This is a genomic window from Klebsiella sp. HMSC25G12 (assembly GCF_001807705.1).
GTDB lineage: Bacteria > Pseudomonadota > Gammaproteobacteria > Enterobacterales > Enterobacteriaceae > Klebsiella > Klebsiella variicola.
In genome coordinates this window covers 1-21,647 of sequence record NZ_KV789920.1, presented here as the reverse complement: position 1 = coordinate 21,647, position 21,647 = coordinate 1, and the positions used below count along the sequence as shown (strand labels likewise).

20 protein-coding genes and 1 other RNA gene are annotated in these 21,647 nt (G+C 56.3%); 8 read left to right on the top strand and 13 right to left on the bottom strand.

The features are described 5' to 3' along the window. Positions 1-6 precede the first annotated feature (6 nt). Positions 7-393 carry a YraN family protein gene (locus HMPREF3096_RS24175; RefSeq protein WP_008806614.1) on the bottom strand — a complete coding sequence of 129 codons (387 nt, stop codon included), beginning with the start codon at positions 391-393 and terminating at the stop codon, positions 7-9. After that, complete coding sequence (locus HMPREF3096_RS24170; protein ID WP_023323315.1) at positions 351-2,459, bottom strand: penicillin-binding protein activator; 2,109 nt, start codon at positions 2,457-2,459, stop codon at positions 351-353. The genes HMPREF3096_RS24175 and HMPREF3096_RS24170 overlap by 43 nt, the downstream gene beginning before the upstream one ends. Positions 2,460-2,522: 63 nt before the next feature. Here HMPREF3096_RS24170 and rsmI point away from each other — a divergent pair, with 63 nt between their 5' ends. Continuing rightward, complete coding sequence (rsmI, locus tag HMPREF3096_RS24165; protein ID WP_004144878.1) at positions 2,523-3,386, top strand: 16S rRNA (cytidine(1402)-2'-O)-methyltransferase; 864 nt, start codon at positions 2,523-2,525, stop codon at positions 3,384-3,386. A gap of 114 nt (positions 3,387-3,500) precedes the next feature. After that, positions 3,501-4,391, top strand: a complete 891-nt coding sequence (locus tag HMPREF3096_RS24160) for a Fic family protein (protein WP_176747759.1) — start codon at positions 3,501-3,503, stop codon at positions 4,389-4,391. A gap of 34 nt (positions 4,392-4,425) precedes the next feature. Here HMPREF3096_RS24160 and HMPREF3096_RS24155 read toward each other — a convergent pair whose 3' ends face one another. From HMPREF3096_RS24155 to HMPREF3096_RS24110, 10 genes are all read right to left on the bottom strand, one after another. Next, entirely contained in the window at positions 4,426-5,199 is a 774-nt protein-coding gene (locus tag HMPREF3096_RS24155) for a DeoR/GlpR family DNA-binding transcription regulator (protein ID WP_032731303.1), read from the bottom strand. Between the two features lie 110 nt (positions 5,200-5,309). Continuing rightward, positions 5,310-6,353 carry a galactitol-1-phosphate 5-dehydrogenase gene (gene gatD, locus HMPREF3096_RS24150; RefSeq protein ID WP_012967178.1) on the bottom strand — a complete coding sequence of 348 codons (1,044 nt, stop codon included), beginning with the start codon at positions 6,351-6,353 and terminating at the stop codon, positions 5,310-5,312. A gap of 49 nt (positions 6,354-6,402) precedes the next feature. Continuing rightward, positions 6,403-7,785, bottom strand: coding sequence for a galactitol-specific PTS transporter subunit IIC (locus tag HMPREF3096_RS24145; RefSeq protein WP_032731302.1), 1,383 nt, complete (start codon positions 7,783-7,785; stop codon positions 6,403-6,405). A gap of 5 nt (positions 7,786-7,790) precedes the next feature. Further along, a complete protein-coding gene (gatB, locus tag HMPREF3096_RS24140; protein WP_002918119.1) occupies positions 7,791-8,075 on the bottom strand; it encodes a PTS galactitol transporter subunit IIB in 285 nt (94 codons plus the stop codon). Positions 8,076-8,101: 26 nt separating this feature from the next. Continuing rightward, positions 8,102-8,569 (bottom strand): PTS galactitol transporter subunit IIA, encoded by a 468-nt coding sequence (gene gatA / locus HMPREF3096_RS24135; RefSeq protein WP_008806608.1) that lies wholly within the window; start codon positions 8,567-8,569, stop codon positions 8,102-8,104. Between the two features lie 14 nt (positions 8,570-8,583). Then, complete coding sequence (gene gatZ, locus HMPREF3096_RS24130) at positions 8,584-9,855, bottom strand: tagatose-bisphosphate aldolase subunit GatZ (RefSeq protein ID WP_032731301.1); 1,272 nt, start codon at positions 9,853-9,855, stop codon at positions 8,584-8,586. A gap of 176 nt (positions 9,856-10,031) precedes the next feature. Then, positions 10,032-10,847, bottom strand: a complete 816-nt coding sequence (locus HMPREF3096_RS24125) for an HPr family phosphocarrier protein (protein ID WP_008806606.1) — start codon at positions 10,845-10,847, stop codon at positions 10,032-10,034. A 10-nt stretch (positions 10,848-10,857) separates the two neighbouring features. Further along, a complete protein-coding gene (locus tag HMPREF3096_RS24120) occupies positions 10,858-12,270 on the bottom strand; it encodes a PTS fructose transporter subunit IIC (RefSeq protein ID WP_008806605.1) in 1,413 nt (470 codons plus the stop codon). 10 nt (positions 12,271-12,280) lie between these two features. Continuing rightward, on the bottom strand, positions 12,281-13,195 hold the full coding sequence (gene pfkB / locus HMPREF3096_RS24115) for a 1-phosphofructokinase (protein WP_008806604.1): 915 nt from the start codon (positions 13,193-13,195) through the stop codon (positions 12,281-12,283). A gap of 24 nt (positions 13,196-13,219) precedes the next feature. After that, positions 13,220-14,074, bottom strand: coding sequence for a tagatose bisphosphate family class II aldolase (locus HMPREF3096_RS24110; protein WP_032731300.1), 855 nt, complete (start codon positions 14,072-14,074; stop codon positions 13,220-13,222). A gap of 348 nt (positions 14,075-14,422) precedes the next feature. On the opposite strand from HMPREF3096_RS24110, the gene HMPREF3096_RS24105 reads away from it, so the two are divergent. Together HMPREF3096_RS24105 and HMPREF3096_RS24100 are read left to right on the top strand one after the other, a co-directional pair. Then, on the top strand, positions 14,423-15,226 hold the full coding sequence (locus tag HMPREF3096_RS24105) for a DeoR/GlpR family DNA-binding transcription regulator (protein ID WP_008806602.1): 804 nt from the start codon (positions 14,423-14,425) through the stop codon (positions 15,224-15,226). Beyond that, complete coding sequence (locus tag HMPREF3096_RS24100) at positions 15,226-16,176, top strand: sugar kinase (RefSeq protein WP_012967182.1); 951 nt, start codon at positions 15,226-15,228, stop codon at positions 16,174-16,176. Before HMPREF3096_RS24105 ends, HMPREF3096_RS24100 begins: the two co-directional genes overlap by 1 nt. A gap of 54 nt (positions 16,177-16,230) precedes the next feature. Here HMPREF3096_RS24100 and garD read toward each other — a convergent pair whose 3' ends face one another. Continuing rightward, the gene (garD, locus tag HMPREF3096_RS24095; protein WP_032731299.1) at positions 16,231-17,802 is read right to left on the bottom strand and encodes a galactarate dehydratase; all 1,572 of its coding nucleotides are present in this window, start codon (positions 17,800-17,802) and stop codon (positions 16,231-16,233) included. A 523-nt stretch (positions 17,803-18,325) separates the two neighbouring features. Between garD and garL the strand changes: the two genes are divergently transcribed. The 4 genes from garL (at position 18,326) to rnpB (ending at position 21,638) form a co-directional block, all read left to right on the top strand. Then, positions 18,326-19,096, top strand: coding sequence for a 2-dehydro-3-deoxyglucarate aldolase (gene garL / locus HMPREF3096_RS24090; protein ID WP_032731298.1), 771 nt, complete (start codon positions 18,326-18,328; stop codon positions 19,094-19,096). Positions 19,097-19,122: 26 nt separating this feature from the next. After that, on the top strand, positions 19,123-20,013 hold the full coding sequence (gene garR, locus HMPREF3096_RS24085) for a 2-hydroxy-3-oxopropionate reductase (RefSeq protein WP_070544657.1): 891 nt from the start codon (positions 19,123-19,125) through the stop codon (positions 20,011-20,013). A gap of 64 nt (positions 20,014-20,077) precedes the next feature. Continuing rightward, the gene (gene garK / locus HMPREF3096_RS24080) at positions 20,078-21,223 is read left to right on the top strand and encodes a glycerate 2-kinase (protein WP_023323313.1); all 1,146 of its coding nucleotides are present in this window, start codon (positions 20,078-20,080) and stop codon (positions 21,221-21,223) included. Positions 21,224-21,255: 32 nt separating this feature from the next. Continuing rightward, an RNA gene (gene rnpB / locus HMPREF3096_RS24075) (RNase P RNA component class A) lies at positions 21,256-21,638 on the top strand. The last annotated feature ends 9 nt before the right edge of the window (positions 21,639-21,647 follow it).

Below are 21,647 nucleotides of genomic sequence, written 5' to 3'. Positions count from 1 at the left end.
ATTACGCTATTCGCCAAAGGCGTTTTTTAGCCATTGGATGTCGTTTCCGGTGAAGGCTACCACATCGAAACGGCAATCCACAGTCTCAAAGCTCCCATTCTGTCGGCAGAGCCACAAACGGGCGGCTTTAAGCAGTCGTTGTTGTTTTTGCGGGGTGACGCTGGCCGCCGCGTCACCGTACCGGGCGCTACGGCGGTAGCGCACCTCGACAAAAACGGTGACGGCGCCGTCGCGCATGATGAGATCAATTTCGCCGCCACGCTCGCGGGCATTAGCGGCGATAAAACGCAGGCCCTGGCCTTCCAGCCAGCGGCGAGCCTGGTTTTCCCAGGCATCGCCAGTCTGTTTGCTTAGCTGGCCGGAACGATTTTTCCCTGCTGGTACTTGAGCCATGACAGTTTCCTGTTAATCACGCAGTCCTGGGTGGCCGTCAGATCGCCGGTATTGCCGTTCAGCTCGAAGCCCGGCGTTTGGCGCATTTGCGTGAAGTGGTTCGCCAGTGACCAGGCGTCAGCTCCCATGGCATACAGGCGCGCCAGCGAGTAGTCATTACGTACAGCGGACAGCGCCTGCTGCATCAGCGCCGGGTTGCTGCCGGCCAGCATCGGGATCTCACTATACTGCAGCCCTTCCATCTCCAGACGGAAATCCGGCCCTGCGGTGCCCTGGGCGCTGCGCGAGCTGGCGTACAGGGTGACATTGTTTTGACTGCCGTTGCGCATGGCGATCATGGGTTTGATATAGGCAATCTGTTCCGGGGTGGCGAGGATATAGGCGGCGTCCACGCTGCCGCCGCTGCTCACCGGCATCTCATCCGCACTGCCGAGGGAACTGTTCTGGGCCGAAGGCAGGGTGGAGACCGGGGTGCCGGTCAGCGCAATGCCCCCTCCGCCGTTGACGCCGGCGCGCAGCTCGGCCGTGGATCCAAAACGCTGCTGCAGGACGCTGGCGCCGCCCAGCTTCAGCCATTCGTCGGCAAACGCGCTAACCACGCGATCGCCCAGCGCACCGCGCGGAACCAACAGCAGTGGCGTCTGCTTGCCCTGTTGGTGGATATGTCGGGCCGCGTCACGCGCTTCGTCTTCCGGGGAAAGCGCGAAATAGCAGAGGTTAGCGCGGCTTTCGACTTTCTCCGGCTGGTTGAGGGCCAGTACATTGAGCGGCGTGTTGCTCTTAATCACATCATCTACGTTCTCTTTCAGCAGCGGCCCGACGACTAAAGTGGCGCCATCCTGCTGAGCCTGGGCAAGCAACTGACTGATGGGCTGGCTGGTGGTGTCGTAAATTTTCAGTTCCGCAGAGGGGTTGGCGGCGCTGGCGACTGCGGGCTGAGGCTGTGCGGTCGGGGCGGTGACCGGCTGAGTGACCGGGGAAGCGGTGGTCTGCGGCGTGGCGGACGCTGCCGGCGCCTGGGCTGTAGGTTCCGCGGCAGGCGCCGCCTGGTCTTGTGCCGGGGCTTGCACCGGTTCAGCGCGGCTTCCGGTGGCGGTTAGATCGCTGACTTCTGCCTGCGACGGACTCACTACATCATCATTACCGGAGACATTCGCCGCCTGGGCAACCTGCGCGGGAACGGCGCTACCCGTCACCGACGGCGCACCATTTTTGGCGGCTTCAAAGCCCTGCTGGATAGTGCGGCCGAAGATCGACGCCTGACCGTTCAGCGGCAGAAAAAGCGCAATCTTGTTGGTGGACGCGGGCTTATAGTTTTGCATGTTCACCAGCGCCGTCGGCAGCATTTTGGCGCCCGGATTTTGCGGATAGCGCGTCTGCCAGTCTTTAACGCCTGCTTTCAGCAGCGTCGGATCGTTGCGGTTGTCAAACCACATCCGCTGCAGATCCAGCCAGCCCTGGAGGGTATTTTCATCAGCGTTGATCACCAGCGCATTGGCCTGGTCCTGGGGCATCGAGGTGAGCGCTTGCCACGTCGCATCAATATTTTTCTGACGCTGTTTCGCGTCACTCAGCAGCGGCTGCTGGGCGATTAAGGCGCGCAGCAGGGTCAGCGATGGTTTGCCCTGGCTGGCATCGATTTGCGCCTGCCAGTAGCGCGCCTGCTGGGGTTGATCCAGGCTTGTCGGGTCGAGCTTTGCCAGCAGAGTACGAGCGCCCTGATAGTCGTTTTGCGCCAGCTTCACTTCCACCGCCAGCAGCGACTGTTCACGGGCCTGGGTGCTGTTCAGGTTCGACGGCAGCTGGTTGTACAGGTCGATGGCCTGCTGCTTCTTCCCTTCCTGCAGCAGTGCACGAATGGCGAGTAATTGCCAGTTGGTCTTGCTATCATTCGTGCTTTGCTGCATCTGCTGTAGGTAGAAACTGGAGTTGGCCTGCGATGTACCCTGCATAAACGCCGTGCTTTGATCCTGCGTGTGGGTGCCGCAGCCAGCAAAAAGAAGCGTCGCCAGCAATACGGGCAGACAGCGCGCGGGCTTAGAACGAAGAAATGTTGACGGTACCATAAGTGTCCAGTGATATTTTTTTGGCTCAATGCTCAATATTAAATCGGCAATACGGACGAGACAATGAAACAACACGAATCAGCGGATAATTCTCAGGGGCAGCTCTATATTGTGCCCACTCCGATAGGGAATCTGTCTGATATCACGCAGCGCGCACTGGAAGTGTTGCAAGCTGTTGATTTAATTGCTGCGGAAGATACCCGCCACACCGGTTTGCTGCTGCAACATTTTGCGATTAACGCCCGCTTATTTGCGCTTCACGACCATAACGAGCAGCAAAAGGCGGAAACACTTCTCGCTAAACTGAAAGAAGGGCAAAACATCGCGCTGGTCTCCGATGCCGGCACGCCGCTGATTAACGACCCTGGCTATCATCTGGTGCGCACCTGCCGCGAAGCGAATATTCGCGTGGTGCCGCTGCCGGGTCCCTGTGCGGCCATCGCCGCCCTGAGCGCCGCCGGTCTGCCTTCCGACCGTTTCTGCTATGAAGGCTTCCTGCCGGCGAAATCGAAAGGCCGCCGCGATACCCTGAAGGCGCTGGAAGAAGAACCGCGCACTCTCATCTTCTATGAGTCAACGCACCGTCTGGTGGAGAGTCTGGAAGATATCTGCGCGGTACTGGGAGAATCCCGCTACGTGGTGCTGGCCCGCGAGCTGACCAAAACCTGGGAATCGATCCACGGCGCGCCGATCGGCGAGCTGGTGGCGTGGGTGAAGGAAGACGAAAACCGCCGCAAAGGCGAGATGGTGTTGATTGTCGAAGGCTTTAAGGCCCAGGAAGAGGCGCTGCCGGCGGCCGCGCTGCGTACCCTGGCGCTGCTGCAAGCGGAGCTGCCGCTGAAGAAAGCCGCCGCGCTGGCCGCGGAGATCCACGGCGTGAAGAAAAATGCGTTGTATAAGTACGCCCTGGAGCAGCAGGGGGAGTAAGCGATGAGCCGTTACCAACCGCCGTTTAGCATCACACCCACGGTCCTCAACCTTGTCGTTGAGATTGGGGAATTGCTTGGGCATTGGTCGGCGAAACGTGGACAAACATCGCCGTTGCTGCGTAAAGAAAACCGCATTCGTACTATTCAGGCGTCACTCGCGATTGAACATAATAGCCTGAGCATGGATCAGGTCACGGCGCTGCTGGAAGGCAAACGGGTTCTCGCGCCGGCTAAGGATATTCAGGAAGTGAGAAATGCCATTCGTGCTTATGAATTAATGCCCGGATGGCATGCGGCAAATATTAGGGATCTTCTGACGGCGCATAAAACACTGATGACAGGGCTGGTTGATCGTCCTGGCGCTTTACGTGGCGGAAACGTCGGCATTTATCGCGGTACGCAGGTGGTACATATGGCTCCACCTGCTGCTCAAGTCCCAAGATTGATCGCTGATTTACTCAGCTGGCTGGAACACACCGAGCTTCATCCTTTGATTGCCAGTTCAGTTTTCCACTATGAGTTTGAGTTCATTCACCCTTTCGCTGATGGCAATGGTCGGATGGGGCGTTTATGGCAGACGTTGATTCTAAGCCAGTGGCGTCAGGAATTGGCCTGGCTGCCCGTTGAAACGCTGATCCACCATCAGCAAGAACGCTATTACGACATTTTAGGTGTTTGTGACAAAACCAGTGATTGCACGCTATTCGTGACCTGGATGTTGCAAAATATCCTGGCGGCGCTGAAAGAAGGTCTGGAGACTTCATTCGTCGTGTCGGAAGAAATGTCGGAAGAAATGTCGGAAGAAATCGACGTTAAAGTAGCTCCACCGGAAAACGCAATTTTGCGTTTGCTAACCGAAAACCCGGAATTGACGGCGAGAGCGCTGGCGGAGATCTTGGGGATATCAGCACGTACGGTTGAGCGCCATCTGCAAGGGCTACAGGCGAAAGGGAGATTGATTCGCATAGGCGCTAAAAAAGGTGGAAGCTGGCTGGTTAAGTAGAACCAGCCGCCATGATGTTCCACTCAGCGTGCAATCACACTATCTTCAGTTCCACCTTCTTGCTGCTTAACGCTGTGCGGTCATTTTCACTGATGCCGTCATCGGTGATTACGCAGTCTATCTTTTCCATCGGCAGTACCTGGTTAAAGCCCCGGCGATTAAATTTACTGGCGTCGAGCACGGCGATCACCTGATGTGCGGCGGCGGCCATCACGCTGCTGATGGAGTAGCCCTCATTAAAGGTAGTGATGCCGTTGGTGGCGTCGATACCGTCGGCGCCGACAAACATCAAATCGGCGCAGATTCCCTGCAGAGAACGTTCGGCAATCGTCCCGTGCATGGAGTGCGTTTTATGCCGCACGGTGCCGCCGCAAACCACCAGGGTGATATCTTTATTTTCCGCCAGGGTAAACGCGGCGGGCAGGCTGTTGGTGATGACAGTGATATTGGTCATCCTCACCAGTGCCTCGGCAATGAGCAGGGTGGTGCTGCCGCTATCGAGGATCACCGTCATACCTTCACGGATCATGGCTACCGCGGCCTGGGCGATGCGCTTTTTGGGATCGCTGGCAAGCTGATAGCGGTCTTCCAGCACCACTTCCTGATTCTCTGCGTCGGTCAGGTTGCTGCCCGCGCGGGCGGCGCCGCCGTGAAAGCGGGTTAACAGCCCTTTTTCTTCCAGTAAGCGAAGATCGGCACGGATCGTTACCTCAGAGATGCCAAAGAGATTCGAAAGGTCTAGAACCAATACGCTGCCCTGCGTATTCACCATATCGACGATTTTGTTCCTTCGTTCAAATGAGTTCATCTTGATTTGCCTGATAATTAACTCATCTCAGTGTAATCGAAGGATAACGAAAGTTGAACGATAATTTTCGAAAGGTTACATGAGCCAGCCCTCAGGGCTGGCTCATGCAGTCAGGAGAGTTTGAGCAGGATTTTACCCTGCATCGGTGCGCCGTTTAGCGCCTGAACTTCACGCGCAAAGCTCTCCGCGTCACCGCGGTGGGCTATTAGCGGTGCCAGCTGCAGGCGTTTTTCTGTCAGCAGGCGGGTGGCCGTTTGCCACTCTTCTCCTGGCCACGGACCAGAGTAATTCATCCAGCTACCGACAATATTCAACTCTTTACGCAGGATCTGCCCGAAGGTGGCGGCCGGGAGGGTTAAATCGTGATGAAGCGTGCCGACCAGCGCCAACTGCGCCCGCGGACCGGCGGCCTCAATCGCCAGCGTGACGGTCTGCGGCGTGCCGGCGGTCTCAAGGACTAACTGGTCGAACTGAATGGCTTCCAGCGCCTGCTGAATCGCCTGGCCGCTCATTTCGCGGCTGTTGAACACTCGGGTCGCGCCAAGGGCTTTGGCCAGCTCCAGTTTCTGCGGATTGATATCGATCGCCGTGACGCTGTTGGCGCCCAGTTCGCGGGCGCACTGTAATGCCAGCAGGCCAATGGTGCCCGCACCGATAATAATCACGTTTTTACCTTCGCAACCCTGCGCCAGGTGGAAGGCGTGGAGGCCAACGGTTATCGGCTCGATAAACGCGCCGTCATCAATCGGCATCTGATCCGGCAGGCGGAACAGGTTGGCGCGCTTCACCACCACATATTCGGCGTTGCCACCTTCGCTGCGTGAGCCGACAAACTGATATTGTTTACATAAAGAGAAATACTCGCGCTGGCACTGCGGACACTGAAAGCAGGGCAGCAGTGGCACGCAGGCGACGGCATCGCCGGGCTGCAGATCAGTTACCGCCGCGCCGTAGGATTCCACATAGCCGCTGAATTCGTGCCCCAGCGTAATAGGGTAGTAATGCGCGCCTTTGGCGAAAATGCGCGGGATGTCGGAGCCGCATAATCCGGAACTGACCACTTTGACCAGGACATCGTTTTCCGTTTGCAGCGTAGGGATAGGGCGTTCTTCAACGCAGACGTTCCCCTCAGCATGGATTACCACTGATTTCATAACATTCTCCAGCTATAAGATTCAGGGGAGCGACCGCTCCCCTTTTAGATCAAGACATGCCTGTACTTTGTTGTGGGGCAGCGCTTTTTTCTGCTTTTTCCACCGCGATGAAGCGACGGGCACGACGCCAGGTCAGCAGAACGCCAGTCAGATAGATAATGCCGATGACCGCGAAGCCCACCACGTTCTGCCAGGTAAAGAGCTGGATCAGCAGCCAGGTAATCGGTGAACCGCCCTGGTCCATTGAGGCCACCATACCGCCGGCTTTCAGGGCCCCGGCGTTTGCCGCCAGCTGGGTGTGCAGGCCTATGGTCTGGGTGGCGATCCATAGGGTGATACCCATAATGATGACCCCGGAAATCAATGTGCGGAACAGGTTCCCTTGATGTACCGCGACTGCCATCGCCACGAAGAAGCCGATGGTGGCCAGGTCGCCAAACGGCAGGACCTGGTTGCCAGGAACCACGACGGCGATAAGAATGGTCAGCGGGATGAAGATCAGGCTGGCGGAGACCACCGAGGTATGACCGAGCAGCAGCGCCGGGTCGAGACCAATCAGAAATTCCTGGACGCCGAATTTGGCCTGCAGACGTTTACGCGCCTGTTTGGCTATCGGTGTGAGGCCATCCATAATCGGTTTGATCACCCGTGGCATCAGCAGCATCACCGCTGCGGTTTTCACCGCAAGCTGGAGAATGCTCTTCAGGTCGTAACCCGCCAGCGCGCCAATCACAAGGCCCATGACGAAGCCAACGGTAACCGGTTCACCGAAGGGACCGAAGCGTTTCTGGATATCATCGGCGCTAAAGTGAATACGGTTAAGACCGGGGATCTTGTCGATGATGGTATCGACAAGCACGGCAACCGGCCCTAAATACGCCGAACTGCCGTGCGGGATCGCAATACCCTCGAGGCCAAAGAAATCGCGGGTATCTTTGGCAAACCAGTCGCCCAGCTTATACACAAAGGCGGCATGCACTACCACGCCGAGAATACCTATCCAGTACGATCCGGTAGCGATATGCAGCATCGCGCCGGTAAAGGTCATATGCCAGATGTTCCAGATATCGACATTCACTACGCGGGTCATACGGGTAACCAGCATCACGATATTAACCACGATGGCCACCGGGATCGCCACCAGGGCGATTTGCGACGCCCAGGTCATCGGTGATGAACCCGGCCAACCGATATCGATCACGTGAAGATTAATCTGGAAATGCTCCGCCATCGCCTTTGCCGCCGGGCCGATGGAGTCGAGCATCAGGCCAATGACCAGGCCGATACCGACGAAACCGATCCCGATATGCAGACCAGATTTGAAACAATCCCCGAGCTTCATCCCCAGTAACTTGGAGAAAATAATGATCACGATCGGCAGCATCACCGTCGGACCGAGATCGAGGATATAACGCATGATTTCGCTAAACATGGCGTTTACTCCGCGAGGATGCCGAGGATTTTCTGTTGTAAGGCTTCAATGCCGACGCCCGAAACGAATGGCATGCCGTGTACCACCGGAATGTCGCCAAAGGTCCGCTCCACGCGCGCGGTGGTGCAGATCAGGTCCGCCCCGTCCATGTAGGTTTCGATTTCATTGACCCGGCACTGCACCAAATCCAGTTCAATATTGTGGTCTGCACACAGCTCTTTAATCTCTTCAGCCGCCATCGTGGAGGTGGCGACGGCACCGCCGCAGGCGACGATAACTTTACGTTTCATAGGGTACCCCTTTTATTATCAGTATCTTATGAAGCCACGGCGTTAAGCTCAGGCTCAAGGATAAATTGCTGGAACCGCACCGGCAGCTGATCGTCGGAAGCGGCGAGCAGTGCCTCCAGCGTGTGCGGATTTTGTAGCTCACTAAATAACCGGCGCAGTAGCTTCAGCTGTGCCGCCGGGTTTTCAACAATCAGCGCGATGATGAGCGAAACGTCGATTTCGCCGTCGTCATCAGCGCGCTGAAAAGGAACCGGCGCATCCGGACGAATCAGGTAAATGGCCGGCGATTTGGCGTGGACGGCTTCACAGTGCGGGATAGCGACAGCATGCTGCTCCAGGGCGATGCCGGTGGGAAAAGTCGCTTCGCGTTCGAGCAGGGCGGCGGGATAGCTGTCGTGTACGACGCCTCGCGCCAGCATCTCTGCGCCAATGTGTTCAAGCGCCTGCTGGCTGGAACTGAAATGAATGCCGGTACGAACAAACAGTTGACTCATATATCCTCTTAACTTCAGGCGATTTCAGAAGAACAGCCGTAGCGGTAGGCACGCAGAACATCCTGGATTTTGTCGAGGATCAGCGCGTGCGGCTCGGCGTTCAGTGCATTCAGCGACAGTCGTTCAAACTGCACCGGCATATACTGGCTGATAAGCCCCAGCGGCAGCTTAGCGTCGGTCAGATTAGCGATAAGTTTCTCAACGCTCTGACGAATACGCGGGTGCGGCCAGTAGTAACGGATACGGTCGGAAAGGCTAAAGTGGATATCGACCATCGCCTGACTCCAGGTCGGGCGATAGTATTTTTTCCAGTAGCCCGGTTCGTTGAGCATCACCTCGTCGATGACCTCCATCACCCGGCTGCGGGACTCCGGCGCGATCAGCTCATTTTCCATCTGTGCGAGGGCGAAAATGGCTTCACGCAGGGCAAAGGTGAGCGCCGGGCCGACTTTCAGAATGGCGAAGTGGTCGCGGACCAACGCGCGGTAAGCCTGGCGGGATTGGTAGTCGGTGGAGTGGGCTTCGTACACCATCGTGGTGTTTTCGATCCACGCGGATAGCGCTTTCGCTTCTTGTGGCTGGTAATGGATGATTTGCGTGTGGTCGAACTCCACGCCCGGTTGCACGACGATGGCGATGACTCGCCCCAGCGCTGCGTCGAGACCCAATTTGCGGAACGCCGCTTCATGAGTTTCAAGGGTGGCGGCGGCATCCTGCGCTCGGGTGACGTGTACGCTGCCGATGGTGCTGGCTTCGCCGCCGGGAACCGGTACTTCGGTACCGATAACGTAGGTCAGCTGGCGCTTTTGCTCATCGCTGGCTGTCTCTTCGGCGGCCTGACACAGGCGGGCGGCACGCTCGGCCACCACGCTTGGGTTCAACGGCACCGGGTCGTCGGCACAGGACATCGATGCATCCAGGTGGATCTTACTGAAGCCTGCGGCAACATAGGCTTTGATAAGGTCGACGGATTTTTCCATCGCGTCGGCAGCCGGTTCGTCTTGCCAGCAGTTCGGGCCCAGATGGTCGCCGCCAAGAATAATGCGTTCGGCCGGGAAACCGACGGTGTGGGCAATGCTGTAGACGAAGTCGCGGAAATCGGCCGGCTGCATGCCGGTGTAGCCGCCAAACTGATTCACCTGGTTGGATGTCGCTTCGATCAGCACCTTGTTGTTAGTCGACAGATCGAAACGTAACGCCGCTTCGATAACCAGCGGATGCGCTGAACAAACTGAACAGATGCCGATGTGTTCGCCGGACTTATGGCGAGAGATAATGTCTTTCATTTACAACCTCCGTTTTCTTTCGAATATATTCGTTATGTTTTGTTTTGGTCGCAAATGGCTTTGTTTTGAATTGTGATCTGCATCGATAAATAGTCGTGTAACGCAGTGAAAGGTATCGTCTTTCAAGACAAAAACGCCCTGGCCAGAAAGACAGGGCGTTTTTAATTTGTTGAAAATTAACTAAATAGTCGGGAAAGCCAGCTACGTTTCGTTTTGACGGCTTCCTGAGTGGCCTGCTGCGGCTGGGCGGCGATTTCGCCGAGACCGGCGTTAAAAGCGTCGCCAATGGCTTTTAACGCCTGCTGCGCATCGTTGCCGCTGGCCATAAAGTGCAGACGATGACCCTGTTTGGCGCCCAGTGATACGACGCGCATCAGATTTTTGGCATCAACAATGGCGGAGCGCGTATCAAGGTTTTCGACCTGGATTTGCGATCGCCACTGCTTGACGGCTTTCACCAGCACCGCACTGGGGCGGGCATGAAGACCGTGCGGATTGCGCAGGGTAAAGGTGGCCTCTTCGTCAAAGTGCGGCGCGGGTTGTGGTTCTTCGCCTGCTGGCAGAGGGATATCACCAGCGAGAATTTCCAGCACCGCCTGGGGGGTATCGGCGCGCGTCAGCGCGTCAGGCACCCGATCATCGCCCAGGGCATGGGTGAGTTGGCGCAAAATATCGAGATGCTCGTTGTCCTGAGCCGCGATACCGACAATCAGATAGGCGGTTTGCTCCTCACCCCAGTCAACCCCCTGCGGACAAGCCAGCACCTTAACACCCGTTTTGAGCACTGCGTCGCGACTGTGCGGCGTGCCGTGGGGAATAGCGATGCCGTTGCCCAGATAGGTGCTGATTTGCCCCTCGCGCTCGCGCATGCCTTGTAGATAGGCTGCTTGCGTATGTCCGGCCTCAGTCAGGGCTGCAACGACACGTTGTAGCGCCTCGTCTTTCGTTTTGACCTGACGATCGAAACCAATATCGGCAGAAGTCAGTTGCATAGCTTGCTCCTTATTTCATGGCGCCAGCAAGGGCTGTCGCTTTGTCAGTGCGTTTCTGCCATAGCCGCCAGCATCCCAGCATAAGTGCCCCGCAGGCGGAACCGGCGAGAATGCACAGCACCCACATCAACGGTTTACTGACCAGCGGCAGGATTAAGAAGCCGCCGTGCGGTGCCGGAACCTGAATATGCAGGCTGTAGCTGAGTACCGCAGAAATTGATGAGGCGATCATCATCATCGGGATCACCCGCAGCGGATCCTTGGCGGCAAAGGGAATCGCACCTTCGGTAATGTGTGTGCAGCCGAGGATATAGTTGACCATCCCGGCGGCGCGTTCCTCCTCGCTAAAGCCTTTCGGAAAGAACGTGGTCGCCAGAGCGATGACCAGCGGCGGCGTGATGCAGGCGGCAGACACACCGGCCATAAAGAAATAGTTACCTTGCCCCAGCAGCAGCGTACCGGTGACATAGGCCGCTTTGTTGACCGGCCCGCCGAAGTCGAAGGAGCACATTGCGCCGACCACGATCCCCAGCAGGATGGGGTTGGCTTCCTGCAGAGAGCTGAGCCAGTTCATCATGCCATTGTTGATCGCTGCCACTGGCTGGCCGAGCAGGACCATCATCACGCCAATCACCAGGACGCCGATCAGCGGCATAATGAAGATCGACTTCAGCCCTTCGTACTGGCGCGGCAGACCGTCGAGCAGATGACGGATCAGCAGCATAAAATACCCGGCGGCAAAACCGGCGATGATCCCACCGAGGAACCCGGCGCCGGTGGCGTTCGCCAGCAGGCCGCCGACAAAACCGGCGACCATGCCCGGGCGGCCAGATATCGACCAGGCAATGTAGGCGGTAAACACCGGCACCATGATCGAGAACGCCTGCTGACCGACTTTCATCAGGGTGGCGGCAACCACGTTATACTGCGGTGAATTCGGATCGGCGGAGTAGATGCCCCACAGGAAAGAAACGGCGATTAAGATCCCGCCGGCGACAACGAACGGCAGCATGTTGGAAACACCGCTCATCAGATGTTTGTAAATCTGTCGGCCGAACGATTCTCGCTCATATTTCTCGGCGAGATCCGTCGTCGCGGAGTGTCCCTGGCGACGCTGCGCCTGACCGTTAACAACTTTATTAATTAATTCCGCCGGATGGTGAATGGCTTCTTTAACCGGCACCTCAATAACCGGTAAGCCATTAAAACGTTCGGCATTAACATCTTTATCGGCAGCGATAATCACACCATAAATATCCGTCAGGTCTTCCGGCGTAATGGCATTTTCTACGCCGGAAGCGCCATTGGTTTCGACTTTTATTTCAACGTTTAATTTTTTCGCTGCGGTTTTTAAGGCCTCTTCAGCCATAAATGTATGAGCAATACCTGTAGGGCAGCCGGTAACGGCAATAATTTTTTTCATAATCGGACCTTTATAATTGGACGATCTGAAGTTGTTGTAATAATTCTTGCGTACGGTTTAATTTGCCAAGCCCGGCGGAGGCGGCAACATCGGCGCCGGTGGCGCTGGCCAGCGCCAGCGCCTGAGGAATATCGCCTGCGTTAAGCCATCGGCTGAGGAACGCGCCCAGCGCGGCATCGCCGGCGCAGGCCGAGCTGACCAGTTCGATTTTCGGTGCCGAGCAGAACCACAGTTGCTCGCCGTTCGAAAAATAGAGCCCTTGTGCGCCAAGGGTCAGCAGAACATTGCGAGCCCCAAGCTGGTGGAGCGTTTGCATTGCTTCGCGTACCCGCTGGGGGCTGCTGACATCCAGACCAAAGATCTCGTTCAGCTCGTCGTCATTGGGTTTAATCAATAGCGGATGCCACTCCAAAAGCTGGCGCAGCACCGGGTGGCTGATATCTAAGATGACTTCACACCCTTTTTGCTGACACAGCACCAGAATCTCGCTATAGAACCGGCTCTCTATTCCCGGTGGCAGACTGCCGCTGATAACTAAATAATCACCAGGCGTGACGCACTGTAAATGATGAAGAATTTGTTCTTTCCCTTCATCGTTAATCCGCGCGCCGGGATTTACCAGTTTATATTCATCTCTGCCGTCGTTAATAAAGATATTAATACGGGTGGGTTCAGCGACCCATGCCGGCGTGACGTTAATATGTTGTTTGCGTAGTTCCTCAACGATATAGCGGCCGGTAAAACCGCCGAATATGCCCATAACATGGGTTGGCTGCTGGTAATGATGTAATACCAGCGAGACGTTAACCCCTTTACCATTCGGGCAATATTCCGTCTGCCGGGTGCGGTTGACTGCCGCCGGCTGGAGCGGATCGCAAAAGATATTCATATCAATCGCGGTGTTCAGTGTCAGGGTGTGGATCACGACAAGGCTCCTTCGATCCGCTGATTACAGTTGTCCTTCGCAGCCACAGACGTGAATGACTTTGCGAACGACCTCTTTCATTGCCGCTTTCGCCGGTTTCATATAGTGACGAGGATCGTTGGCGCCCGGATTTTCCAGGAAGTAGGCTTTCAGTGCATCCGAGAAGGCGATTTTAAGTTCGGTGGCGACGTTGACTTTGCATACGCCCAGAGAAATGGCGCGGCGAATATCACTATCCGGCAGGCCGGAAGCGCCGTGCAGAACCAGTGGAACATCAACGCAGTCGCGAATAGCCGCCAGGCGCTCAAAATCAAGCTTCGGTTCGGCGGTGTAAAGACCGTGAGCGGTACCGATGGCGACGGCCAGCGAATCAATACCGGTACGAGCGACAAATTCACGGGCCTGTTCGGGGTTGGTATAGAGCGCATCTTTAGCATCGACCACCAGATCGTCTTCGATTCCGCCCAGACGGCCCAGCTCGGCTTCTACGCTGGCATCATAGCGGTGGCTCAACTCCACCACGCTTTTTACCAGTGCCACATTTTCCTCGAACGGTGAGTGAGAGCCATCGATCATGACCGAGCGGATCCCTGCCTGGACTTTGCGCGTGATATCAGCCAGATCCTCGTGATGATCGAGGTGCAGGGCGAGCGGGAGATCCCACTTTTTCGCCAGATCGCGGGCGATCGCCACCACGTTGCCGGTGCCGGCATAGCTGTAGGTACCGGGCGTGCCGGCAAGGATCAAGGGAGAGCGTAATTCAGCCGCCGTTTCAACGACGACCTGCATGGTTTCGAGGTTATGGATATTGAAAGCCGGCACGGCATAACCCTGTCGTTGAGCTTTTAACAGCATGTTTTTACTGGAAATGATGTACATTTTAGTCCTCTTTTCAATTTGTAAGTTATTTACATTAAATAACCTTCAATTTGAAAGTAATGTAACGATCGTCTCGACTTTTAGGTGTGATCCACCGCACACAATGATGAATTGATTTTTAAAATGAAAGTTAATAATATTTTTAATGTTTCTTTTTTAAAGTTTTAGCAGGGAAGTGCTTTCTTTGTAACTATATGATTAATATTAATTAATTTATTTATGGCAAGATGGAAGTTCAGCCGCGGTTTGACATTACGATAGGGAAATTTAAAAATGAAAGTTATTCCAGGAGAAAATAATAAGGCATAAACCGTGGCAAAACCGTCAACCAGCCTGCTGAAAAGGCGCTTGGACATCGCAGAGATCGTTCGTAAGAACGGCGAGATCAAAGTCGACGATCTGGCCGAAATGCTGGCTGTTTCCGGAGTGACAATCCGTAACGATCTCAACTACCTCGAGCAGCAGGGCTACTTAAAACGCTCCTTCGGCGGGGCGATTTATACCGCCCAGGCTGGCGCGCCGGTTGCGGTGATGCGGGAAGCACCAGCCGTCAGGGATAAAGCGCTGGAGACGGAAATGGCTCGCCAGGTGGCGGCGCAGATAGAAGATGGCGAAACGCTATTTTTAGGCCAAGGTTCCATTTTGCGTAAAGTGATCCCCTTTCTGGCCAACAGAGAAGAACTTTGCCTGCTGTTAAACGATCTGGGCCATGTCGCGCTGGCGCAGGAGTTTTTAAATGGGGAAACCGTTCTGCTTGGTGGGGTGCTGTCCGGGCAGGGGCGGATTGTGGAGGGCGATCTGGCGCTGAAAGCGTTAGGTCATTACCGGCCATCACATGCGCTGATTGCGGTGGATCATATTGCCGAAGACGGTACGCTGAGCGTGCGTAACGAGGCCACAGCACATCTACTGAATGAGGCTGTGGCGCAGAGCGAAAGAGTTATCGCGATTGTTGCGTCCAGACCGGTCTACGGTGAGAAACGTTATGCTGTCGGTGAATTGCAACAGATCAGCAGCGTGGTGACCCCGCAGGTCGTCGCGGCAGAGTACCATGCCTGCTTCCTCGCTGCGGGTTTGACCAACAGCTATACCAACAATGAATGCCTGACATGGCTCAACACGGCTTTGCATAAGACAAACCAGGAGCGGTGATGAACGTAACCATTTGCACCATCGGCGAACTGCTGGTGGAGTTTCTCGCCAAGGAAGAGAATCAGGGTTTTTCCCGCCCCGGTGAATTTTGGGGGCCCTATCCCAGCGGGGCGCCGGCAATCTTTGCCGATCAGGTGGCAAAGCTGGGTTTTGGCTCTGTGTTGTTTAGCTGCGTGGGCAACGACGCATTTGGCGAGATGAATATTGCGCGTCTGGAGAAAGATGGCGTTAACGTCAACGGTATCGCCATGCTGCAGAAAGCGACCACCGGTAGCGCCTTCGTCAGCTATCGTAGCCAGGCGCAGCGCGATTTTATTTTTAATATGCCTAACAGCGCCTGCGGTTTGCTGACTGCCGACCACATTGATGAGGCGCTGCTAAATCAGTGTCAGCATTTTCATATTATGGGATCGTCGCTGTTCTCGTTCCGTATTATCGATGCGATGCGTAAAGCGATTGAAAACATTAAAGGCCGCAACGGTACGGTGTCGTTCGACCCAAACATTCGCAAAGAGATGCTGAACATTCCCGAGATGTCGCAGGCGTTTGAATACATTCTCGATTACACCGATATTTTCCTGCCGAGCGACGGTGAGCTGGATTATTTTGGCCTCAATCCGGAGCGCAATGAGCAGATCCTGGTTGATAAGCTATTGAAACGCGGCGTGAAGCATGTGGTGATTAAACGTGGGCCGCGTGGCGCCAGCTACTTTAGCGCCAACGAGACACACCATGTCGCCGGCTTCAACGTGCCGGTGGTGGATCCGACTGGTGCCGGGGATTGCTTTGGCGCCACCTTTGTCAGCCTGTTCCTCAATGGCGCCACGCCGCAGGAGGCGCTGAGATGGGCAAACGCCAGCGGCTCGTTGGCGATTAGCCAACGCGGCCCCATGGAAGGCACCTCGACGCAGGCGCAGATCCGCGCTTTCCTTGCCGCACAGCATCCGTAACCAACAAGCCCGGATAAATCCGGGCTAAAAGTAGTTAAATTCTCACGCTCTCGATCAGGTCACCGGCGCCGGGTTAAACACCGCCAGCTGGTTGTGCAGGCCCCATTGATCGGAGAAAGTTTTCTTGCGTCCGCTGGCGACGTCGAGAATAAATTCGAACAGCTTCCGCCCGACATCCTCAATCGTCTCTTCGCCAGTGGCGATGGTCCCGGCGTTAATGTCCATTAAATCATACCAGCGGTTGGCCAGCTCGGTACGGGTCGCCATTTTTATTACGGGTACCGCCATCAGGCCATACGGCGTGCCGCGACCGGTGGTGAACACCTGCACGGTAATGCCAGAGGCGACCTGCTGGGTGCCGCAGACAAAATCGCTGGCGGGGGTAGCGGCATAAATCAGGCCGCGTTTGGTCGGGCGCTGGCCTGGAGAGAGCACCTCGACGATGGCGCTTTTCCCTGATTTAGCAATAGAACCCAGCGCTTTTTCCACCACGTTAGCCAGGCCGCCTTTTTTGTTGCCGGGGGAGGGGTTGGCGCTGCGGTCGGTTTTGCCCATGTCGAGATAGTTATCGTACCAGGCCATCTCTTCCAGCAGGCGTTTGCCCACCTCTTCGTTAATCGCCCGCGGGGTTAACAGATGGATGGCGTCGCGGACTTCGGTCACTTCCGAGAACATCACCGTCGCGCCGCAGCGCACCAGCAGGTCGGATGCATAACCCACCGCCGGGTTGGCGGTCACACCGGAGAAGGCGTCGCTGCCGCCGCACTGCATGCCGACCACCAGCTCTGAAGCCGGACAGGTTTCCCGCTGGCGCTGGTTCAGTTTCGCCAGGTGGCACTCGGCGACCTGCAGAATGTCATCGACCATCGATTTAAAACCAACATGCTTTTCATCCTGCAGGCTGACGATGCTGGCGCTGTCCACCGGGATACTTTTGACGTCTTCCGTGCCCTGCAGCAGGCGTTCCGGCTGCAGCTTTTCACAGCCGAGGCCAATGACCATCACCTCACCGCCGAAATTCGGGTTGAGGGCGATATTGTGGATAGTGCGAATTGGCACTACCGCCGCCGGTGCATTAATCGCCACGCCGCAACCGTAGAGGTGGTTCAGGCCTACCACGCCGTCGACGTTGGGGTATTTCGGCAGCAGGTCGCGTTCAATGATTTTCACCACATAATCAACCACGCCCGCAACACAGTGCACGCTGGTGGTGATGCCCAGCAGGTTCTTGGTGCCCACGCAGCCATCGGCATTGCGGTACCCTTCAAAGGTATAGCCTTCCAGCGGCGGTAGGGGTTCAGGCACTTTGGTCGCCAGCGGCAGGCTGTTCAACGGCGGGGCGGTGGGCAGTTCCACCAGCGATTCGTCAATCCAGCTTCCCTGTGGGATGTCGCGCACGGCGAAGCCAATTACTTCTCCGTAGCGGATGATTTCACCGCGGGCAGGGATATCCACCAGGGCTACTTTATGACCCTGTGGGATGTGTTCGACGAGCGTCAGGCCGTCCGGGAAACGTGTTCCGGCGGTCAATCCCCGATCGTTAACAATAATCGCCACGTTATCTGTCGGGTCAACTTTAATATAAAACGCGGTTGGCGATTGTTGTCGAATTGCAATGTCAGCCATTGTCCAGTCATCTCCAAACAGGTGCTAAAAAAAGAATGAAATGGTCATTCTGGTGCTGTAGAAAAGAATAATGAAATAAAGAATGTCAGGAGTAATGGCTTTAAAATGTGATCTGTGTCACCCCTCTTGGCGACAACGCTCACGCACCGACAGGCAATCATGAGAACTGTGGATTAGCGCCCATGACTTGTGGCATTTGCCTAACTAAAGCGTCAGATAAGACATTTATATTGTGATTATGCATGGTGTCTGGCGATGGCAGGCTGATTATACTGTGTCATGTTTTTGAGGTAGCCGATAGGCAATAAGAGAGCGTTGATATCGTCTATTTAACAAATAAAGAACCCGATTAAAAAAATAATAAAAGGTGTTCTGTTTTTGATGAATATCTTCATGATCCTGGATGGGATGAGAAACAAGGAATACCAACTCGCTATTTTATTCTGCTGATTATATTTATGGTTCGCGAGATTAAACGCCTGGAATTGCAGAAGTAAGCAACGATTAACGCAAGGTAAACATCATGGATAACGCAATTTTCCCGAACAAATTTAAGGCCGCGCTGGCGGCTCATCAGGTGCAGATTGGCTGCTGGTGCGCGCTGGCTAACCCGATCAGCACTGAGGTGCTGGGTCTGGCCGGTTTCGACTGGCTGGTGCTGGATGCGGAACACGCGCCGAACGACGTGACCACGCTTATCCCACAGCTGATGGCGCTGAAGGGCAGCTCCAGCGCGCAGGTAGTCCGTGTGCCGACCAATGAGCCGATCATCATCAAGCGCATGCTGGACATCGGCTTCTATAACTTCCTGGTGCCGTTTGTCGAGACGGCTGAACAGGCGGCGCAGGCGGTGTCTTCGACCCGTTATCCGCCGGAAGGGATCCGCGGGGTTTCCGTTTCCCACCGCGGCAATATGTTTGGCACCGTGGCGGACTACTTCGCCCAGTCCAACAAGAACATTTCCATTCTGGTGCAGATTGAGAGCCAGACCGGGGTGGACAACGTCGAGGCGATTGCCGCGACCGACGGCGTCGACGGCCTGTTCGTCGGCCCGAGCGACCTGGCCGCGGCCTTAGGTCATCTGGGCAATGCCGCCCATCCTGAGGTACAGCGCGCCATCCAGCATATCTTCGCCAGCGCGAAGAAACACGGTAAGCCAAGTGGCATTCTGGCGCCGGTTGAAGCCGATGTGCGCCGCTATCTGGAATGGGGCGCGACTTTCGTCGCCGTCGGCAGCGATCTGGGCGTCTTCCGCTCAGCAACGCAGAAACTTGCTGATGCGTTTAAAAAATAATCACCAGGATGAAGAGAGAGAACATTATGACAATCAAAGTGGGTTTTATCGGTCTTGGCATTATGGGTAAACCGATGAGCAAAAATTTGCTGAAAGCAGGTTATTCGCTGGTGGTGTCCGACCGTAACCCGGAAGCGATTGCCGACGTGATTGCCGCGGGTGCTGAGACCGCGACGACGCCGAAGGCGATTGCCGAACAGTGCGACGTCATTATCACCATGCTGCCAAACTCTCCGCATGTGAAAGAGGTGGCGCTGGGTGAAAACGGCATTATCGAAGGGGCAAAGCCGGGCACCGTGGTGATTGATATGAGCTCTATCGCGTCGCTGGCGAGCCGGGAAATCAGCGAAGCGCTGAAAGCCAAGGGTATTGATATGCTGGATGCGCCGGTGAGCGGCGGCGAACCAAAAGCCATCGACGGCACCCTGTCGGTGATGGTCGGCGGCGATAAGGCGATCTTTGATAAATACTACGATCTGATGAAAGCGATGGCGGGCTCCGTGGTGCATACCGGCGACATCGGCGCGGGCAACGTCACCAAACTGGCTAACCAGGTGATTGTCGCCCTGAACATCGCGGCGATGTCTGAAGCGCTGACTCTGGCGACCAAAGCTGGCGTCAATCCGGATCTGGTATATCAGGCGATCCGTGGCGGCCTGGCGGGCAGTACCGTGCTGGATGCCAAAGCGCCGATGGTGATGGATCGTAACTTCAAGCCGGGATTCCGTATCGACCTGCATATTAAAGATCTGGCGAACGCCCTGGATACGTCCCATGGCGTGGGCGCTCAGCTACCGCTGACGGCGGCGGTAATGGAGATGATGCAGGCGCTGCGTGCGGACGGTCTGGGCACCGCGGACCATAGCGCGCTGGCGTGCTATTACGAAAAACTGGCGAAAGTGGAAGTCACTCGCTAACAAGAAGGGCGCACCACGCGCCCTGTTATTCTTGCCTTGCGCGGCACGGTCAGGCTACAAACTTATGAAAATCGTCATTGCCCCAGACTCTTACAAAGAAAGCCTGTCTGCCGCCGAGGTAGCTCAGGCGATAGAAAAAGGATTCCGTGAAATTTTCCCCGACGCGCAGTATGTTTCCATGCCCGTCGCCGACGGCGGCGAGGGAACGGTGGAGGCGATGATTGCCGCGACGCAGGGAACGGAACATTCCGCATGGGTGACTGGCCCGCTGGGCGAGAAAGTGGAGGCCTGCTGGGGCATGTCCGGCGATGGCGTCACTGCGTTTATTGAGATGGCGGCGGCCAGCGGCCTGGGACTCGTTCCGCCCGAAAAACGCAACCCTCTCATCACCACTTCACGCGGTACCGGCGAGCTGATATTACAGGCGCTGGAACATGGCGCGAAACGGATCATTATCGGTATCGGCGGCAGTGCGACCAACGACGGTGGAGCGGGCATGATGCAGGCGCTAGGCGCCCGCCTTTGCGACGCCGAGGGGCAGGAGATCGGCCATGGCGGCGGTAGCCTGAGCCGTCTGAGCCGGATCGATCTTTCCGCCATCGATCCACGCTTACGTGACAGGATGATCCACGTGGCCTGCGACGTCACTAACCCGCTGGTGGGCGAGCGCGGCGCGTCGCGGATCTTTGGCCCGCAGAAAGGGGCGACCGAGGCGATGATCGTTGAGCTGGATCGTAATCTGGCGCACTTCGCCGACGTCATTAAGGCGTCGCTGCAGGTGGACGTTAAGCCGATCCCCGGGGCGGGGGCGGCCGGCGGCATGGGCGCGGCGCTGATGGCCTTTCTTAATGCGGAACTGCGTAGCGGGATTGAGATCGTTACCGAGGCGCTGAAGCTGGAAGAGCAGATCCATGACTGCTCGCTGGTGGTCACCGGAGAAGGGCGGATCGATAGCCAGTCCATTCACGGTAAGGTGCCGGTGGGGATAGCCCGGGTGGCGAAAAAATACCGTAAGCCGGTGATCGGTATTGCTGGCAGCCTGACCCACGACGTCGGCGTGGTTCACCAGCACGGTATCGATGCGGTTTTCAGCGTGTTAACCACAGTTTCGACGCTGGAAGAGGCATTTCGCGGGGCGTTTGATAACATTTACCGCGCGTCGCGCAATATCGCCGCCACCCTGCAGGTTGGGATGACGACAGAAGGATGACAACGGGCGGTAAACCCTCTATACTGCGCGCCGAAGCTGACCAGACAGTCGCCGCTTCGTCGTCGTCCTCCTTCGGGGGGAGACGGGCGGAGGGGAGGAAAGTCCGGGCTCCATAGGGCAAGGTGCCAGGTAACGCCTGGGGGGTGTCACAGCCCACGACCAGTGCAACAGAGAGCAAACCGCCGATGGCCCGCGTAAGCGGGATCAGGTAAGGGTGAAAGGGTGCGGTAAGAGCGCACCGCGCGGCTGGTAACAGTCCGCGGCACGGTAAACTCCACCCGGAGCAAGGCCAAATAGGGGTTCATAAGGTACGGCCCGTACTGAACCCGGGTAGGCTGCTTGAGCCAGTGAGCGATTGCTGGCCTAGATGAATGACTGTCCACGACAGAACCCGGCTTATCGGTCAGTTTCACCTCTTTATGCA

What these genes read in the sequence shown, in the direction of transcription:
- HMPREF3096_RS24175 (WP_008806614.1), bottom strand. Translation starts at nt 393, where the DNA reads ATGGCTCAAGTACCAGCAGGGAAAAATCGTTCCGGCCAGCTAAGCAAA.
- HMPREF3096_RS24170 (WP_023323315.1), bottom strand. Translation starts at nt 2,459, where the DNA reads ATGGTACCGTCAACATTTCTTCGTTCTAAGCCCGCGCGCTGTCTGCCC.
- rsmI (WP_004144878.1), top strand. Translation starts at nt 2,523, where the DNA reads ATGAAACAACACGAATCAGCGGATAATTCTCAGGGGCAGCTCTATATT.
- HMPREF3096_RS24155 (WP_032731303.1), bottom strand. Translation starts at nt 5,199, where the DNA reads ATGAACTCATTTGAACGAAGGAACAAAATCGTCGATATGGTGAATACG.
- gatD (WP_012967178.1), bottom strand. Translation starts at nt 6,353, where the DNA reads ATGAAATCAGTGGTAATCCATGCTGAGGGGAACGTCTGCGTTGAAGAA.
- HMPREF3096_RS24145 (WP_032731302.1), bottom strand. Translation starts at nt 7,785, where the DNA reads ATGTTTAGCGAAATCATGCGTTATATCCTCGATCTCGGTCCGACGGTG.
- gatB (WP_002918119.1), bottom strand. Translation starts at nt 8,075, where the DNA reads ATGAAACGTAAAGTTATCGTCGCCTGCGGCGGTGCCGTCGCCACCTCC.
- gatA (WP_008806608.1), bottom strand. Translation starts at nt 8,569, where the DNA reads ATGAGTCAACTGTTTGTTCGTACCGGCATTCATTTCAGTTCCAGCCAG.
- gatZ (WP_032731301.1), bottom strand. Translation starts at nt 9,855, where the DNA reads ATGAAAGACATTATCTCTCGCCATAAGTCCGGCGAACACATCGGCATC.
- HMPREF3096_RS24125 (WP_008806606.1), bottom strand. Translation starts at nt 10,847, where the DNA reads ATGCAACTGACTTCTGCCGATATTGGTTTCGATCGTCAGGTCAAAACG.
- HMPREF3096_RS24120 (WP_008806605.1), bottom strand. Translation starts at nt 12,270, where the DNA reads ATGAAAAAAATTATTGCCGTTACCGGCTGCCCTACAGGTATTGCTCAT.
- HMPREF3096_RS24110 (WP_032731300.1), bottom strand. Translation starts at nt 14,074, where the DNA reads ATGTACATCATTTCCAGTAAAAACATGCTGTTAAAAGCTCAACGACAG.
- HMPREF3096_RS24100 (WP_012967182.1), top strand. Translation starts at nt 15,226, where the DNA reads ATGAACGTAACCATTTGCACCATCGGCGAACTGCTGGTGGAGTTTCTC.
- garD (WP_032731299.1), bottom strand. Translation starts at nt 17,802, where the DNA reads ATGGCTGACATTGCAATTCGACAACAATCGCCAACCGCGTTTTATATT.
- garL (WP_032731298.1), top strand. Translation starts at nt 18,326, where the DNA reads ATGGATAACGCAATTTTCCCGAACAAATTTAAGGCCGCGCTGGCGGCT.
- garR (WP_070544657.1), top strand. Translation starts at nt 19,123, where the DNA reads ATGACAATCAAAGTGGGTTTTATCGGTCTTGGCATTATGGGTAAACCG.
- garK (WP_023323313.1), top strand. Translation starts at nt 20,078, where the DNA reads ATGAAAATCGTCATTGCCCCAGACTCTTACAAAGAAAGCCTGTCTGCC.